The organism is Agromyces sp. NPDC004153 (genome assembly GCF_053603635.1).
Genome location: NZ_JBSGFY010000001.1, coordinates 2,578,898 through 2,593,236, shown reverse-complemented (window position 1 = coordinate 2,593,236; position 14,339 = coordinate 2,578,898). Strand labels below are relative to the sequence as shown.

Annotated in this window: 17 protein-coding genes, 1 tRNA gene and 1 pseudogene; 8 read left to right on the top strand and 11 right to left on the bottom strand. The window is 70.3% G+C overall.

Going from position 1 to position 14,339, the window contains the following annotated elements:
• Positions 1-80: 80 nt before the first annotated feature.
• The 3 genes from ACWEOH_RS12220 to ACWEOH_RS12210 form a co-directional block, all read right to left on the bottom strand.
• Positions 81-767 (bottom strand): cation diffusion facilitator family transporter, encoded by a 687-nt coding sequence (locus ACWEOH_RS12220; RefSeq protein WP_452031267.1) that lies wholly within the window; start codon positions 765-767, stop codon positions 81-83.
• Positions 767-1,102 (bottom strand): ArsR/SmtB family transcription factor, encoded by a 336-nt coding sequence (locus ACWEOH_RS12215; protein ID WP_452031265.1) that lies wholly within the window; start codon positions 1,100-1,102, stop codon positions 767-769. The genes ACWEOH_RS12220 and ACWEOH_RS12215 overlap by 1 nt, the downstream gene beginning before the upstream one ends.
• Positions 1,103-1,188: 86 nt before the next feature.
• Positions 1,189-2,148 (bottom strand): PstS family phosphate ABC transporter substrate-binding protein, encoded by a 960-nt coding sequence (locus ACWEOH_RS12210; RefSeq protein WP_452031263.1) that lies wholly within the window; start codon positions 2,146-2,148, stop codon positions 1,189-1,191.
• A gap of 41 nt (positions 2,149-2,189) precedes the next feature.
• Here ACWEOH_RS12210 and ACWEOH_RS12205 point away from each other — a divergent pair.
• Positions 2,190-2,288, top strand: a pseudogene (locus ACWEOH_RS12205) (tyrosine-type recombinase/integrase); the annotation flags it as partial.
• Between the two features lie 64 nt (positions 2,289-2,352).
• On the opposite strand, the gene ACWEOH_RS12200 reads toward ACWEOH_RS12205, so the two are convergent.
• Positions 2,353-2,442 (bottom strand) — tRNA-Ser (locus ACWEOH_RS12200).
• 145 nt (positions 2,443-2,587) lie between these two features.
• Between ACWEOH_RS12200 and ACWEOH_RS12195 the strand changes: the two genes are divergently transcribed.
• Positions 2,588-3,367 carry an SGNH/GDSL hydrolase family protein gene (locus ACWEOH_RS12195; RefSeq protein WP_452031261.1) on the top strand — a complete coding sequence of 260 codons (780 nt, stop codon included), beginning with the start codon at positions 2,588-2,590 and terminating at the stop codon, positions 3,365-3,367.
• A gap of 60 nt (positions 3,368-3,427) precedes the next feature.
• Here ACWEOH_RS12195 and ACWEOH_RS12190 read toward each other — a convergent pair whose 3' ends face one another.
• Positions 3,428-4,633 carry a flavin-containing monooxygenase gene (locus tag ACWEOH_RS12190; protein WP_452031260.1) on the bottom strand — a complete coding sequence of 402 codons (1,206 nt, stop codon included), beginning with the start codon at positions 4,631-4,633 and terminating at the stop codon, positions 3,428-3,430.
• Between the two features lie 86 nt (positions 4,634-4,719).
• On the opposite strand from ACWEOH_RS12190, the gene radA reads away from it, so the two are divergent.
• Complete coding sequence (gene radA, locus ACWEOH_RS12185; RefSeq protein WP_452031258.1) at positions 4,720-6,084, top strand: DNA repair protein RadA; 1,365 nt, start codon at positions 4,720-4,722, stop codon at positions 6,082-6,084.
• A 15-nt stretch (positions 6,085-6,099) separates the two neighbouring features.
• Here the strand turns inward: radA and ACWEOH_RS12180 are convergent, their stop codons facing one another.
• Together ACWEOH_RS12180 and ACWEOH_RS12175 are read right to left on the bottom strand one after the other, a co-directional pair.
• Positions 6,100-6,510, bottom strand: coding sequence for a dehydrogenase (locus ACWEOH_RS12180; protein WP_452031256.1), 411 nt, complete (start codon positions 6,508-6,510; stop codon positions 6,100-6,102).
• A gap of 23 nt (positions 6,511-6,533) precedes the next feature.
• Positions 6,534-6,791 (bottom strand): three-helix bundle dimerization domain-containing protein, encoded by a 258-nt coding sequence (locus tag ACWEOH_RS12175; protein WP_452031254.1) that lies wholly within the window; start codon positions 6,789-6,791, stop codon positions 6,534-6,536.
• An 83-nt stretch (positions 6,792-6,874) separates the two neighbouring features.
• Here ACWEOH_RS12175 and ACWEOH_RS12170 point away from each other — a divergent pair, with 83 nt between their 5' ends.
• Together ACWEOH_RS12170 and ACWEOH_RS12165 are read left to right on the top strand one after the other, a co-directional pair.
• Positions 6,875-7,648, top strand: coding sequence for a class I SAM-dependent methyltransferase (locus ACWEOH_RS12170; protein ID WP_452031252.1), 774 nt, complete (start codon positions 6,875-6,877; stop codon positions 7,646-7,648).
• A gap of 74 nt (positions 7,649-7,722) precedes the next feature.
• Positions 7,723-7,959 (top strand): hypothetical protein, encoded by a 237-nt coding sequence (locus ACWEOH_RS12165; protein ID WP_452031250.1) that lies wholly within the window; start codon positions 7,723-7,725, stop codon positions 7,957-7,959.
• Between the two features lie 35 nt (positions 7,960-7,994).
• Here the strand turns inward: ACWEOH_RS12165 and ACWEOH_RS12160 are convergent, their stop codons facing one another.
• The 3 genes from ACWEOH_RS12160 to ACWEOH_RS12150 form a co-directional block, all read right to left on the bottom strand.
• Complete coding sequence (locus ACWEOH_RS12160; RefSeq protein ID WP_452031248.1) at positions 7,995-8,648, bottom strand: hypothetical protein; 654 nt, start codon at positions 8,646-8,648, stop codon at positions 7,995-7,997.
• A 63-nt stretch (positions 8,649-8,711) separates the two neighbouring features.
• The gene (locus tag ACWEOH_RS12155; RefSeq protein WP_452031246.1) at positions 8,712-9,215 is read right to left on the bottom strand and encodes an amino-acid N-acetyltransferase; all 504 of its coding nucleotides are present in this window, start codon (positions 9,213-9,215) and stop codon (positions 8,712-8,714) included.
• Between the two features lie 66 nt (positions 9,216-9,281).
• Positions 9,282-11,810: an ATP-dependent Clp protease ATP-binding subunit gene (locus ACWEOH_RS12150; protein ID WP_148733692.1), complete on the bottom strand. Its 2,529-nt coding sequence runs from the start codon at positions 11,808-11,810 to the stop codon at positions 9,282-9,284.
• Between the two features lie 231 nt (positions 11,811-12,041).
• On the opposite strand from ACWEOH_RS12150, the gene ACWEOH_RS12145 reads away from it, so the two are divergent.
• Together ACWEOH_RS12145 and ACWEOH_RS12140 are read left to right on the top strand one after the other, a co-directional pair.
• On the top strand, positions 12,042-12,668 hold the full coding sequence (locus ACWEOH_RS12145; protein WP_452031244.1) for a DUF2975 domain-containing protein: 627 nt from the start codon (positions 12,042-12,044) through the stop codon (positions 12,666-12,668).
• Complete coding sequence (locus ACWEOH_RS12140; protein WP_148733689.1) at positions 12,668-12,916, top strand: helix-turn-helix domain-containing protein; 249 nt, start codon at positions 12,668-12,670, stop codon at positions 12,914-12,916. The genes ACWEOH_RS12145 and ACWEOH_RS12140 overlap by 1 nt, the downstream gene beginning before the upstream one ends.
• On the opposite strand, the gene ACWEOH_RS12135 is transcribed toward ACWEOH_RS12140, so the two are convergent.
• Positions 12,909-13,412 carry a hypothetical protein gene (locus tag ACWEOH_RS12135; protein ID WP_452031242.1) on the bottom strand — a complete coding sequence of 168 codons (504 nt, stop codon included), beginning with the start codon at positions 13,410-13,412 and terminating at the stop codon, positions 12,909-12,911. The genes ACWEOH_RS12140 and ACWEOH_RS12135 overlap by 8 nt on opposite strands.
• 138 nt (positions 13,413-13,550) lie before the next feature.
• On the opposite strand from ACWEOH_RS12135, the gene ACWEOH_RS12130 reads away from it, so the two are divergent.
• Positions 13,551-14,336: a CPBP family intramembrane glutamic endopeptidase gene (locus tag ACWEOH_RS12130; RefSeq protein ID WP_452031240.1), complete on the top strand. Its 786-nt coding sequence runs from the start codon at positions 13,551-13,553 to the stop codon at positions 14,334-14,336.
• Positions 14,337-14,339 lie beyond the last annotated feature (3 nt).

Sequence of the window (14,339 nt, the reverse complement as noted above, 5' to 3'; positions counted from 1 at the left end):
GGCAGTCGGCGATGTGCAGGAGTTCGATCCGCACGCGACCGTCACGATGCCCCGTCCCGGGCGAGGTCACGGGGTCGGTCTCAGCGGTCATGATCGTGATCGTGATCGTGGTCCTGCGACTCGCCGTCTTCGAGGATCATCCCGACCGAGGTCGCGCAGGCGTCGCCCTTCCACGCTTCGATGCCCTCGCGGACGGCGAAGACGACGATCACCAGGCCGGCGATCGGGTCGGCCCACCACCAGCCGAACAGGCTGTTGAGCACCAGCCCGAGGAGCACCGCGGCGGAGAGGAACGCGCAGATCAGGGTCTGCTTGGAGTCGGCGACGGCGACGGCGGAGCCGAGCTCGCGTCCTGCGCGACGCTCGGCGAACGACAGGAGCGGCATGACGGCGACACTCACGGCGGTGAGGACCAGTCCGACCGTGCTGTGCTCGGGCTCGACGGCGCCGGCCAGCGCGAGCACCGAGGACACGGTCACGTAGGCCGCGAGGGCGAAGAACGCGATCGCGACGACCCGCAGCGTGGCTCGCTCCCATCGCTCAGGGTCGCGGCGCGTGAACTGCCATGCCACCGCGGCGGCCGAGAGCACCTCGATCGTCGAGTCCAGCCCGAATCCGAGCAGCGCGACCGACGACGCGATCGAACCTGCGGTGATCGCGACGATGGCCTCGATCACGTTGTAGCCGATGGTCGCCGCGACGATCAGGCGGATGCGACGATGCAGGATCGTTCGGCGCGCGTCGGTGATGGCGGCGGTCGAGGTCATCAGCAGGTGCACCCCTCGCCCTCGCAGCAGTTGGGATCGACGAACAGGACGAGGCGGAGGAGGTCGTCGAGCGCTTCCGCGAGATGCGGGTCTGCGAGGCGATACCACGTGCGACGACCATCGGGGATCGACTCCACCAGGCCGCATCCGCGCAGGCAGGCCAACTGGTTCGACATGACCTGCCGCGAGACCCCCAGCGCATCGGCGAGGTCGGACGGGTATGCCGGCGCCTCCCGAAGCGCCAGGAGGATGCTCGACCGGGTCGGATCCGAGAGGGCGTGCCCGAGCCGGGCGAGCGCGGCCGTATGCGTGACGGTCGCGGTTGCGGTGGTCATGGCGCCTACAGTACAGCGCATCGTGAATTAACGACACCGTGTATCGCGGATCAGCCGGCGGCGGTCGGTGGTCGGTCGGGCGCGCGTCAACCGACCAGGCTCGCGAGCTCGTCCTGCGCGGTTCTGGTCTGCTCGGTGGTGAGGGGGACGAAGAGGGCGGACTCCGCGATCGTGACGGCGTTGTCCACGTAATAGTCGACGAACGCCTTCACCGCGTCCTTCTCCGCGTACGAGGCGTTGCTGACGTAGATGAAGAGCGGACGACTGAGGGGGGTGTACGTCCCGTCTTGAACCGTCTCCACGGAGGGGAACACGCATCCATCGCCGCCGTCGACTTCGAGACCCCGGACGGACTCGGCGTTCTCCTCGAGGTAGGTCAGGCCGAAGTAGCCGGTGGCGCCCGCTTCGCTCTTGACGCCCTGGATGATCACCTCGTCGTCCTCGGATGGGGCGTAGTCGGTGCGGCTGGCTCCCTCTTCGCCGTTGATCGCGTCGGTGAAGTAGTCGAACGTGCCTGACGCGGTTCCGGGACCGAAGAGCGTGAGCAGCTCGTCCGGGAACGACGGGTCGACCTGGTTCCAGTTCGTGACGGTCCCCTGGGACTCGGGTGCCCAGATCTTCTGCAGCTGCTCCACGGTGATGCAGTCGACCCAATCGTTCTCGGGATTCACCGCGACGGAGATGCCGTCGTTGGCGACCACGATCTCGGTGAAGTCCACGCCCGCGTCGGCACACTTCGCCTCCTCGTCGTCGTCGATCGGGCGAGAGGCGTTCGAGATGTCGGTCTGCCCCGAGCAGAAGGATTCGAATCCGCCACCGGTTCCCGTGATCTGCACGGTGACCTGCACATCGGGCTGGACCCCTTCGAACTCGATCGCGGCAGCCTTCGTCAGCGGACCCACGGTCGACGATCCATCCGTCACGACTGTTCCGCGAAGGCTCGAGCCTCCTCCGCCGGAGTCGCTGCTCGGCTGCCCGGCACACGCGCTCAGCGCGAATGCGGCGATGACTACCCACCCCGTCGTGGTGATCGCTGCAGTTCTCATGGCCAAAGAATAGATCGCCATCTATGAATTTGCAAGGCGACGATCTCCGACACTCTGCGGCGAGCTTGGCCATCAGTGCCGGCGCGAACGTGAAGGCCGTGCAATGGATGCTCGGCCACGCCTCGGCTGTGATGACACTCGGTCTCGAACAAGAAAGAACCCCCCGACTTCCGCGGAATCCTGCGTGAGTCGGGGGGTTCTTCGTGGCGGTACCGGTGGGATTTGAACCCACGGTGGGCGTTAACCCACACAACTTTTCGAGAGTTGCACCTTCGGCCGCTCGGACACGGTACCGGGATCGATATTAGACGACTCCCGCGCAACGGCCAAAACGAGCGGATGCCGCGGCCGTCGCGGCATCCGCACGACCACCCACGCCGCGCCACCATCCAGCGAACATCCAGCCCTCATCCAGCCGTCGAGGGTACCGTCGGCACACGTGACGTCGAAGCGCCTACTCGCTCCGGCGATCGCCATGGGGGCGATCGCCGCCGTCGGCGCACTCGCGGCGGTGGGCTGGCGCCGGTTCCGCGCGAAGCTCAGCGCGAATTCGCTCGTGCTGAACGAAACGCTCCCCATCCACTCCAAGTGGTGGCGCGACCACGCGAAGGAGCGCGGCGAGATGCTCTACGTCGCGATCGGCGACAGCGCGGCCCAGGGCATCGGCGCGAGCCGGCCCGACCGCAGCTATGTCGGCGTGCTCGCCGACGACATCCGCGACCTCACCGGCCGGTCGCTGCGCGTCGTGAACCTCAGCGTCTCGGGCGCGACGACCGAGCTCGCCGTGCTCGACCAGCTCCCCCGACTCGCGAAGCTGCATCCCGACCTCGTGACCGTCGCGATCGGCGCGAACGACATCGCCCAGTGGGATCCCGCGCGCTTCGAGCGCAACGTCGGCGCGATCCTCGACGCCGTGCCCGGTGACGCGATCGTGGCCGACCTGCCCTGCTTCCACTTCCCGAAGAACGAGCGCAAGGTCGCCGTCGCCAATCGCATCCTCCGCCGGCTCGCCGCCGAGCGCGGGCTCACGGTCGTGCCGCTGCACGAACTCACGAAGCGGCAGGGGCTCCGCGGCATCCTGACGCAGTTCGCCGAGGACATGTTCCACCCGAACGACCACGGCTACCGCATCTGGGCGGACGCCTTCCGTCCCGCCCTGCTCGCGCTCGTCGCCCGCCGCCTCGTAGACGCGGGGCACGACCACGCCGAGGTCGCCTGAGCCCAGCCCGACCGGCCGACCGACTGCGGCGCCGGTGCGACGGTCGACTCCAGGCCGCCGTCACGCCGCGATCCGCCGAGCGACCGCCGCGGCATCCTCGCCGACGCCCAGGAGCAGCGGCGACTTGCGGTGCGTGAGCCACGGCATGCCCACGAACCACAGGCCGGGCGCATGGATGCTGCGACCGCCCTCGTGCACCGGGAACCCCATGTCGTCGACCAGGCCGGGGATGCGGATCCAGCCGTACGCCGGCCGGTAGCCGCAGGCGACGACCACCGCACCGACCTCGGACACCCGAGGCGGCGCTGTGGCCTCGAGCGGCGCGTCGTCCAGGTCGAGCGGCGGGAGGGCGGGCAGCCCCTGCGCCTCGGCGACCGAGATCGCCGCGCCCCAGATCTGCCGGTACGCCTCGTCGCCGACCGCGACCGACACGGCGAGGTCGTCGGCGACGACGAACTCGTCCCCGTCGACGCCCGTGACGCGGCCGCTGAGCGGGACGCCCGACGCGGCGAGCGTGCGCAGCGTGAGGTCGTGGCCGCCGCTCGCTCCGGTGGCGAGGGGATTCGCCGCGAACCGCACGGCCGGCGAGGGCATGTCGGCCAGCGTGTGCTCGAAGAAGCCGGAGTCCTCCAGCCAGTCGACCGTGTCGCGCCCGGCGATCCGCCGCGGCATGGAGGGCGCGGCCCCAGCGGCGAGCGCGACGTCGCGGCCCGCGTCGTGGAGCTCTTCCGTCAGCTGCGCGGCGGTCTGCCCGCCGCCGATCACGAGCACTCGACCATCAGGCAACGAGTCCGGCGAGCGGTAACCGCCCGGACCGGTCACGTACACCCGCTGGGCGAGTTCCGACGCCCACGGCGGCCGGTTCTCGCGCTGGTACGCGCCCGTGCAGACCACGACGTTCCGGGCACGGATGCCGCCGAGCGGCGTCTCGGCACGGAATCCGCCGTCCTCCTGCGCGAGCGCGGTCACGGGGCGCCCCTCCTCGACGGGAGCGTCGAACGAGGCCGCATAGTCGCGGAGGTGGGTCACGATCTCGTCGCGCGCGAGGAAGCCCGCGGCATCCGAGCCCCGGTACTCGCCGCCGGGTAACCGCACGGTGTGGTTCGGCGTGACGAGGCGGAACGAGTCCCATCGGCTCGCCCACGACCGGGCGACGCGGTCGGCCTCGAACAGGACGTGCTCGACCCCGGCGGAGCCCAGCTCGTGGCTCATCGCCAGGCCGGCCTGGCCAGCCCCGATCACCAGGACGTCCACGTCCGCGGACATGCCGCCAGCGTATGCCCGCGCGACCTGCGGGGCGACACCCCAGTGCGGGCGGCTGCGGTGTCGGATGCCGTGGCTAGGCTGCGGTCATGGCCCGACCGACCTCCGCGTTCCGTTGCACCGAGTGCGGTTGGAGCACCGTCAAGTGGGTCGGCCGCTGCGCCGAGTGCCAGCAGTGGGGCACCGTGGTCGACGCCGCCGAGCAGACCGGCATCGTGCGCTCGGTGCAGGCGGTCACGCCGACCGCCGCGCGGGCGGCCCGGCCGATCGGCCAGGTCGAGGCCGAGCACACTGCGCACCGCCCGAGCGGCATCGGCGAGTTCGACCGCGTGCTCGGCGGCGGCATCGTCGCGGGTGCCGCCATCCTGCTCTCGGGCGAGCCGGGCGTCGGCAAGTCCACGCTGCTTCTCGAGGTCGCGGCCCGCATCGCGTCCACCGGCCGGCGCGTCCTCTACGTGAGCGCCGAGGAGTCCACGGCGCAGGTGCGGCTGCGGGCCGGCCGCACGGGCGCGCTGCACGACGAGCTCTACCTCGCCGCCGAGACCGACCTCGCCACGATCCTCGGGCAGGTCGACCAGGTCGCGCCCGACCTGCTCATCGTCGACTCGGTGCAGACGGTCTCGAGCTCGCTCTCCGACGGCCTCCCCGGACAGCCGAGCCAGGTGCGCGAGGTCGCGTCCACCCTCATCCGCGTGGCGAAGGAGCGCAGCCTGCCGGTGCTCATCGTCGGGCACGTCACCAAAGACGGCTCGATCGCCGGCCCGCGACTGCTCGAGCACCTCGTCGACGTCGTCTGCCAGTTCGAGGGCGACCGCCAGACCGCGCTCCGCTTCGTGCGGGCGCTCAAGAACCGGTTCGGCCCCACTGATGAGGTCGGATGCTTCGAGATGACCGGCGACGGCATCGCCGAGGTGCCCGATCCCTCGGGTCTCTTCCTCAGCCGCGCGCGCACCGCCGTCAGCGGCACGTGCGTCACGGTCGCCCTCGAAGGACGCCGTGCGCTTCCCGTCGAGGTGCAGGCGCTGGTCGTCTCGACGAAGGCGCCGCAGCCGCGCCGCGTGGTGAACGGCGTCGATCCCTCGCGCGTCGCCATGATCATCGCCGTGCTCGAACGTCGCGCCGGGCTCGGCCGCCTCGGCGAGCACGACGTCTACGTCTCGACGGTGGGCGGCGTGCGGCTCGCCGAGCCCGGCGCCGACCTCGCCATCGCCGTGGCGATCGCCTCGGCCATGCGCGATCGCGCGGTGCCGCACGAGCTCGCCGCCTTCGGCGAGATCAGCCTGGCCGGCGAGGTGCGACCCGTCACCTCGGCGACGCAGCGCGGCAACGAGGCGCGCCGCCTCGGCTACACGACCATCCTCGACGTCGAGGTCGGCAGCGTGCGCGCCGCCGTCGAGCGCGCGATGCTGGCGTCCACGTCGAGCCGCGAACGCGAGCTCGACGCCGCCTTCTGACGCGCGGCGCCGGGGCTACGCCTCGAGCGCCCGCAGCAGCTCGCCGGGCGGCGCCTGCATCGGGTGCGGCCCGGCGATGTCGAGGAACACCGTCGTGATGGTCGACTCGTAGCGCTTCAGGAACGTGCGCAGCCACGCCGGGCTCTGCAGCCCGACGGCCGGGGGCAGGTTCGCGGGCTTGTTCGCCGCGTCGCTGAACAGCAGCAGGGCGACCTCGCCGGTCTTGGGGTCGCGGTACGTCCAGACCTCGCCGCCGTCGAGCGGCATGTCGCGCGGTCCGGGCTTCACGAGCGGCACGACGGTGTTGCCGTGCCGCAGGGCGAGCGCCACCGCTGCCATGTCCTGCCGCTCGAGCGCATCGGCGAGCGCCTGCGATCGGAACTCCACCGGCTCGCTCGGCTTGCCGGACTTCTTTCGCTGCGCCATGCCTCCAGCGTAACGAGCGGATGCTACGAGACCGCGTCGCCTGGCTCGAGCGCCGCAGCGGCATCCGCCGTGAGCACCGGCGTCGCGCCCTCGGCGCGGAGCCGGTCGCGCGCCTCGTGCTCGACGAGCACCGGGACGAAGTCGCGGATGCGGTTGCCGGCGAGCACTTGGTGCTCCTCGCCCACGATGGCGGCGACGCGATCCCGGGGCACGTCGGGGAATCGCTGCGCGAGGCGATCCACGACCTGGTCGACGGCGCGCGCCTCCTCTTCGGCGTTCATGCGATGAGTCTGCGCCGGTGACCCGCGCCGATCAAGACCCCCATGCTGCGGTCAGGGAGCGGCCGCACGTAGGATGCAGCACCATGGCCGAGTACGTCCTGGACCACCACCTCGACGGCGAGCGCTCGCGACTCGCCCTGATGTCGCGCCTGCTCGACCCGATGCACCGGCGGCACCTCGAGGCGCTCGGGGTGCATCCGGGCGATCGAACCCTCGAGGTCGGATGCGGCAACGGCTCGATCTCCGCCTGGCTGGCCGATCGGGTGGCACCCGGCGGCACGGCCGTGGCCGACGACATCGACCTCTCCCTCGTCGACGTGCGCGCGCCGAACCTCGAGCTCCGCACCGACGACATCGTGGCCGGGCCCATCGACGCGGGCACCTTCGACCTCGTCACCGCCCGTGCGGTGCTCCACCACGTCGCCGACGCGGATGCCGCGGCGCGCAACCTCGTCGCCTCGTTGAAGCCCGGCGGCGGCATCCTGCTCATCGAGCCCGACCTCCTGCCCGTGAGCGTCGCCGAGCCGCCCGAGGTGAAGGCGTTCTGGGACGGCTGGCTCGCGTGGTCCCGCGAGGCGGGCATCGACTACCACATCGGCCGCACGCTCGCGCCGCGACTGGCGGCCCTCGGCATCGAGGACCTCGGGGGCACCGCGGAGACGGCCGTCTACAACGGCGGTTCGCCGTGGGCCACCTACTGGATCGACACGGTCACCGAGCTGCGCGACCAGCTCACGGCGAGCGGCCATCTCACCGACGCGCTCATCGACGGCTTCCTCACGAGGTGCACGGATGCCGCGTGGTGGACGGAGACCATCGCGTTCACCGCGGTGCACGGCCGCGCGCCGCGCGCCTGACGCCCGTCCGGGGGACACTCAGGGCTGTCCCCGATGGATGGGGCGAACGCCGCGATTAGCGTCGAAGGATGGGCATGGTCAAGGGCGCACTCGATGACGATCGGATCCTCGGCGGGATCATCACGCTGCTGATGCTGGCGGTGGTCGCACTCGTGATGGGGATCGTCCTCTGGTCGGCCGACGCCGAGTTGACACCGCTCTCCGACGATGACGGCTCCGCGTCGATCGAGGCATCGCCCACCCCCGACCTCGCCGGCCTCACCGACGACAGCGCGTTCTCCACCCGCGGCCACGTCGTCCCCACCTTCTGAGCGTCGCCTGAACGCGAGAAGAGGACGACGGCCGCTCAGTAGAGCTGGAACTGCTTCGTCGCCTCGGAGGCGAAGCCGTCGACCGTCACTGCCAGGTGGTACGAGGCGCCGCCCGCCGGCACCGCCTCACGCGGGCCCTGGCACGTGTCGACGCTCGATCGCGTGCGGTCCCAGACGATCGGGACGCTCGAGCTGATCGGCGTTCCGGGGGTGAGCGAGACCTCTGCGTCGACGGGGTCCACCTGGCAGTCGGTCGAGAGCCAGTAGACCTCGGTGCCGCTCGTGATGGTGAAGACCTGCGCCTTCGTGCCGGCGTTGATGACGCAGACGTTCTTGCCGATGTTCGTGATCGTGACCGAGAGCGCCGGCTGCTCCCCCGCCTCGTACACCGACTTGTCGGTGATCGCCTCCACGAGGAGCGCGCCCTCCTTGCAGCGATCCCCGTCCGCGTCGGCGGGTTCGGTCGGGATCACGGTGGGTGGGGGCGTCGCCGGCTCGGTCGCACGCGGCGTGGCCGACGGGGTGCCCTGGGCGGCGGCATCCGGTTCGTCGCCCTGGCTCGCGCCCGGGCGCACGATGATGAGCACGATCGCGACGATCACCGCGACGAGTCCGAGAAGCACCATGAGCCGACGACGCCGGTACACGTGCGGTGGATGCCGCCGCGCCGGTGCGGGATTCGTCGACATGCCCACAGGGTACGACCGCCGGGCCGTTCGTCCCGGGAGCCTCGCGGCGCGCCGGGCGCCTGCTCAGAAGCGCTTCAGCATGCGGGTGTTGCCGAGCGTGTTCTGCTTCACGCGGGCGAGGTCGAGGAACTCGGCGACGCCCTCGTCGTGCGAGCGCACGAGCTCGCCGTACACCTCGGGGTCGACCGTCTCGGCGCCCATGTCCTCGAAGCCGTGACGGCCGAAGAACTCGACCTCGAACGTGAGGCAGAACAGGCGGCTCAGGCCGAGCTCGCGGGCGTCCTGCTCGAGCACCTCGAGCAGGGCGTGGCCGACGCCGTGGCCGAGCCACGCGTCGTCGACAGCGAGCGTGCGCACCTCGCCGAGGTCCTCCCACATCACGTGCAGCGCGCCGGCGCCGATGAGCCGGCCGCCGTCGGTCTCCGCGACGCGGAACTCCTGGACCGACCCGTAGAGGTCGACGCGCTCCTTGCCGAGCAGGATGCGTCGGGCGACGAGCGGCTCCACCAGCGCGAGGATCTTCGGCACGTCGCTGGTGCGCGCCCGGCGCACCGTGTAGTCGGTCATCCGATCATCGTAGGCGCATGCGAAGAGGGCGGATGCCGCGGCATCCGCCCTCTTCGTGTCATGCGCTCAGTCGCCCGAGGCGGCTGCCAGGTCGGGGCTCACGGGACCCGTGCCGATCGCGGCGCTGGAGTTCACGCCCACGCCCACGGGCAGGGCCCGCTGGGTCGTGGTCATCACGAACTCGCCGTCGCGGTAGTCGACCAGCACGTGGTCGCCCGAGTTGAGCTCGCCGTGCAGGATCTTCTCCGACAGGCGGTCCTCCACCTCGTGCTGCACCGCGCGGCGCAGCGGCCGGGCGCCGAGCGCCGGGTCGAAGCCGACCTCGATGAGGCGCTCCTTGGCGGCGAGCGTGAGCTCCACCGTCATGTCGCGGTCGAGCATGCGGTCGCCGAGGCGCTTGATGAACAGGTCGACGATCTGCAGCAGCTCTTCCTTGGTGAGCTGCGGGAACACGATGATCTCGTCGACGCGGTTCAGGAACTCGGGCTTGAAGTGCTTCTTCAGCTCCTCGTTCACCTTGCCGCGCATGAGGTCGTAGCCCGTGCGCGGGTCGCCCTCGAGCTGGAAGCCGACGGGACCGGTCGAGATGTCCTTCGTGCCGAGGTTGGTGGTCATGATGATCACGGTGTTCTTGAAGTCCACCACGCGACCCTGGCCGTCGGTCAGGCGGCCCTCCTCGAGGATCTGGAGGAGCGAGTTGAAGATGTCGGGGTGGGCCTTCTCGATCTCGTCGAAGAGCACGACCGAGAACGGCTTGCGGCGCACCTTCTCGGTGAGCTGGCCGCCCTCCTCGAAGCCGACGAAGCCGGGAGGGGCGCCGAACAGCCGCGAGACCGTGTGCTTCTCGCCGTACTCCGACATGTCGAGCGAGATCATCGCCGCCTCGTCGTCGAACAGGAACTCGGCGAGCGCCTTGGCGAGCTCGGTCTTTCCGACGCCGGTGGGGCCGGCGAAGATGAACGAGCCCGAGGGACGCTTCGGGTCCTTGAGGCCGGCGCGCGTGCGGCGGATCGTCTTCGAGAGGGCGGAGATCGCCTCCTCCTGGCCGATGACGCGCTCGTGCAGCGCCTTCTCCATGAAGACGAGCCGGCTCGACTCCTCCTCCGTCAGCTTGAAGACGGGGATGCCGGTGGCCTGTGCGAGCACCTCGGCGATCAGGCCCTCGTCGACGACCGCGGTGGTCTTGACGTCGCCCGACTTCCACTGCTTCTCGAGGCGCAGGCGCTCACCGAGCAGCTGCTTCTCCTCGTCGCGCAGCGAGGCGGCCTTCTCGAAGTCCTGCTCCTCGATCGCGGTCTCCTTCGCGGCGCGCACGACGGCGATCTTCTCGTCGAACTCGCGCAGCTCGGGCGGCGACGACAGGATCGACAGGCGCAGGCGGGCGCCGGCCTCGTCGATCAGGTCGATGGCCTTGTCGGGCAGGAAGCGGTCGCTGATGTAGCGGTCGGCGAGGTTCGCCGCCGCCACGATCGCGCCGTCGGTGATCGAGACCTTGTGGTGCGCCTCGTAGCGGTCGCGCAGGCCCTTCAGGATGTTGATCGCGTGCGGCAGCGAGGGCTCCTGGACCTGGATCGGCTGGAAGCGGCGCTCGAGCGCGGCATCCTTCTCGAAGTGCTTGCGGTACTCGTCGAGCGTCGTGGCGCCGATGGTCTGCAGCTCGCCGCGGGCGAGCAGCGGCTTGAGGATCGAGGCCGCGTCGATCGCACCCTCGGCGGCGCCCGCACCCACGAGGGTGTGGATCTCGTCGATGAAGACGATGATGTCGCCGCGCGTGCGGATCTCCTTGGTGACCTTCTTCAGGCGCTCCTCGAAGTCGCCGCGGTAGCGGCTGCCCGCAATGAGCGAGCCGAGGTCGAGCGAGTAGAGCTGCTTGTCCTTCAGCGTCTCGGGGACCTCGTTCTTCACGATCGCCTGCGCGAGGCCCTCGACGACGGCGGTCTTGCCGACGCCGGGCTCGCCGATCAGCACGGGGTTGTTCTTCGAGCGGCGCGAGAGGATCTGCATGACCCGCTCGATCTCCTTCTCGCGGCCGATGACCGGGTCGAGCTTGGACTCGCGCGCGGCCTGCGTGAGGTTGCGGCCGAACTGGTCGAGGATCTGCGAGCCGCCCTGGGGCTGGGCCTGGTCGTTGGCGCCGACCTGCACCTGCTCCTTGCCCTGGTAGCCGGAGAGGAGCTGGATGACCTGCTGGCGCACCCGGTTGAGGTCGGCGCCCAGCTTCACGAGCACCTGGGCGGCGACGCCCTCGCCCTCGCGGATGAGGCCGAGCAGGATGTGCTCGGTTCCGATGTAGTTGTGGCCGAGCTGCAGCGCCTCGCGCAGCGACAGCTCGAGCACCTTCTTGGCGCGCGGCGTGAACGGGATGTGGCCCGTCGGCTGCTGCTGACCCTGCCCGATGATGTCCTGCACCTGCTCGCGCACCGCGTCGAGCGAGATGCCGAGCGACTCGAGCGCCTTCGCTGCGACGCCCTCACCCTCGTGGATGAGCCCGAGCAGGATGTGCTCCGTGCCGATGTAGTTGTGGTTCAGCATCTTGGCCTCTTCTTGGGCCAGGACGACGACACGGCGGGCTCGGTCGGTGAATCTCTCGAACATCCTCAACTCCTCACGGCGCCGGCTTCAGGTAGGGGGCTCCGATACAACGAGCGTAGACACCGCGGATGCCGCGCGGGCGGATGTTCGCCGTGGGCGCAGCGCCGTTACGGGACCTCGTGAGCGTCGCGATGACGGATGCCGCGACGCGACCCCCGCCCTTGACAGCATGACGCGGCATCCGTAAGTTATCGTTTATCGTTATTATCGTTTATCGTTAGGATCGGTCTGGAAATGCAGGCAACCGTCACGACCCCTCGCCAGTTCGTCAAGCGCGCTGACGCGGTCAGCCTCTGGCTGTTCATCGCCGCGGGCGCGGCCATCGCGGTCTGGGTCGCCTGGTCGGCCGTCGCCCGCATCGTCGACGTGCTGCCGAATCACGACGTTGCGGTGCTCGGCGTGTTCGCCGCAACCCCTGCCGAGGCCCCGATCGGACCCGACGGCGCGCCGGTGACCGTCGCACTCGAGGAGGCGGTGCTCACGGTGCCCGAGCTCCCGATCGCCTCGGTCTGGGCGATCGTCATCCAGCAGGTGGTGCTGGTGGCGACCGTGGTCACGGTCGTCACCGCCCTCATCTGGCTCAGCCGGAACCTCGCCCGCGGCGTCGCCTTCTCGCGTACGAACACCGCCCTGGTCGCCACCGCTGGCATCGTCGGACTGCTCGGGTACGCCGCGGTCCCGTTCTTCGGCAACATGGCGGCGAACGGTGGATTCGCCGCCATCAGCGATCGCACGTTCGACAACGTCATCATGTCGGTGGACCCGTTCACGCTGGTCCTCGCGGCGTTCGTCGTCGCCATGATGAGCACGGTCTTCTCGATCGGCGAGCGACTGCAGCGCGACACGGAGGGGCTCGTCTGATGGCGCCGGCCGAGCCCGACGACGCATCCGACCTGCACTGCCGGCTCGACGAGCTGCTCGAGGCCCGCGACATGACGCTCACGCGGCTCAGCGAACTGGTCGGCGTGAGCCTCGTGAATCTCAGCGTGCTGAAGAACGATCGCGCGAGGGCCATCCGCTTCTCGACGCTGCAGGCGATCTGCCGGGCGCTCGACTGCGAGGTCGGAGAGCTGCTCGTGCTGCGGCCGCGCGGGTCGAGCCCTACTTGATCGGCACCTCGACCTCGTAGCCCGCGACCTCGACGATGAGCGGCTCGGTCGTGGTCACCTCGACGGGGGTCCAGAAGATCGTGGTGTGCGGCACGAAGTCCATGGTGCAGATCTCGTCTTCGGGGCGCTGCACCAGGTCGATAGCGACGCGGTTGCCCTCGCCGGCCGGCTCGAGCACGCGGATCTCCTTGCCGACCGTCGGGCAGCTCGAGCTGCCGTAGATGACGAGGGCGAGCTGGCCGCCCTGCTCCCACCACGCGACCTGCGGCTCGTCGGACTCCTCGAACGTCGGTCCCTCGACCTCCTCCTCGGAGACGTCATCGGTCTCGCCGCCCGACTCGGGGTCGACGTCGATGGGCTCGGCCTCGGAGGCGACCGGCAGGCCGGAGAAGTTCTCGGCCGCGTTGCCCGACGGGTTGCACGCCGAGAGCAGGAACACGGACGCGAGCGCCACTGCTGCGAAGCCGACTCGACGAAGACGCACGGAGGGAGCCATGCGGCCATGCTAGCGGGACGGACGGTCGAATCGGCGGTAGGTTCGGGAGTTCGATCCGAGCCGCTCGGCCCGCACGCTCCGCGAGTAGCATGCGGGCATGGGTCACCTGGAGCGCGATCCGTCGGAGCTGCCCCGCAGATGACGCCACCGTACCCGGCGCGCACGGTCGGGGGTGTCTGGTCCGTCGCCGTCTGGGCGGCGGTGCTCCTCGCGGTGACCGCCGCATGCGCCTTCTGGCTGAACGCCTCCGGCGGAAGCTTCGAGGAGATCTCGCTCCCGGTGATCCTGATCGCCTACTCGCCATCACTCACCGCGCTGGTCGTCGCGGCCTTCACCCACGATGCGTCGGCGCTGGCACGGATGCTCCTGCGCTGGCGGGCGAACGTCGGGTGGTACGCACTCGCGCTCCTGGGCCCGCTCGCAATCGTGTTCGCGACGACGGCCGTCGTCGTCGCGATGGGGACCGCCCGACCGACGGCATGGATCGCCGTGCCGACCGCAGCATCGGCGTTGGCCCTGGTGGGGCCGGTGATCGCAGGCTCCCTCGGCGAGGAGCTCGGCTGGCGCGGTTTCGCCCAGCCCCGGCTTGAACGTCGGTTCGGCATGGTCACCGCCGCCGTGCTCGTCGGAGCCCTCTGGAGCGTGTGGCACCAGTGGCCGTTGCTCACCCCCGCCGGCGCGGCCATGGACGCCGTCGACCTCGTCGCGTCATCCGTTCGCCTCATCGCGACATCAGTCGTGTACGCGTGGCTGCTCCGCCGCACCCGGGGCGCGCTCGGCGTCGTGCTCGTCGCGCACGCGGCGCACAACATCGGGGTGGGACTCCTCCCGCCCGAGGTCGCCTCGACGGATGCCGCGGCGATCGTGCTGGCCGCGTGCTACGCAGCGGTGGCAGCGGCCGTGGCCGTCGTCGCGCGAAGGTAGCAT

Bases quoted from the DNA above. Each gene is read 5' to 3' on its own strand.
- ACWEOH_RS12175 (WP_452031254.1), bottom strand. From the start codon at position 6,791: ATGAACGCCGAAGAGGAGGCGCGCGCCGTCGACCAGGTCGTGGATCGC.
- ACWEOH_RS12215 (WP_452031265.1), bottom strand. From the start codon at position 1,102: ATGACCACCGCAACCGCGACCGTCACGCATACGGCCGCGCTCGCCCGG.
- ACWEOH_RS12190 (WP_452031260.1), bottom strand. From the start codon at position 4,633: ATGTCCGCGGACGTGGACGTCCTGGTGATCGGGGCTGGCCAGGCCGGC.
- radA (WP_452031258.1), top strand. From the start codon at position 4,720: ATGGCCCGACCGACCTCCGCGTTCCGTTGCACCGAGTGCGGTTGGAGC.
- ACWEOH_RS12145 (WP_452031244.1), top strand. From the start codon at position 12,042: ATGCAGGCAACCGTCACGACCCCTCGCCAGTTCGTCAAGCGCGCTGAC.
- ACWEOH_RS12130 (WP_452031240.1), top strand. From the start codon at position 13,551: ATGACGCCACCGTACCCGGCGCGCACGGTCGGGGGTGTCTGGTCCGTC.
- ACWEOH_RS12140 (WP_148733689.1), top strand. From the start codon at position 12,668: ATGGCGCCGGCCGAGCCCGACGACGCATCCGACCTGCACTGCCGGCTC.
- ACWEOH_RS12165 (WP_452031250.1), top strand. From the start codon at position 7,723: ATGGTCAAGGGCGCACTCGATGACGATCGGATCCTCGGCGGGATCATC.
- ACWEOH_RS12170 (WP_452031252.1), top strand. From the start codon at position 6,875: ATGGCCGAGTACGTCCTGGACCACCACCTCGACGGCGAGCGCTCGCGA.
- ACWEOH_RS12160 (WP_452031248.1), bottom strand. From the start codon at position 8,648: ATGTCGACGAATCCCGCACCGGCGCGGCGGCATCCACCGCACGTGTAC.
- ACWEOH_RS12220 (WP_452031267.1), bottom strand. From the start codon at position 767: ATGACCTCGACCGCCGCCATCACCGACGCGCGCCGAACGATCCTGCAT.
- ACWEOH_RS12180 (WP_452031256.1), bottom strand. From the start codon at position 6,510: ATGGCGCAGCGAAAGAAGTCCGGCAAGCCGAGCGAGCCGGTGGAGTTC.
- ACWEOH_RS12210 (WP_452031263.1), bottom strand. From the start codon at position 2,148: ATGAGAACTGCAGCGATCACCACGACGGGGTGGGTAGTCATCGCCGCA.
- ACWEOH_RS12155 (WP_452031246.1), bottom strand. From the start codon at position 9,215: ATGACCGACTACACGGTGCGCCGGGCGCGCACCAGCGACGTGCCGAAG.
- ACWEOH_RS12150 (WP_148733692.1), bottom strand. From the start codon at position 11,810: ATGTTCGAGAGATTCACCGACCGAGCCCGCCGTGTCGTCGTCCTGGCC.
- ACWEOH_RS12135 (WP_452031242.1), bottom strand. From the start codon at position 13,412: ATGGCTCCCTCCGTGCGTCTTCGTCGAGTCGGCTTCGCAGCAGTGGCG.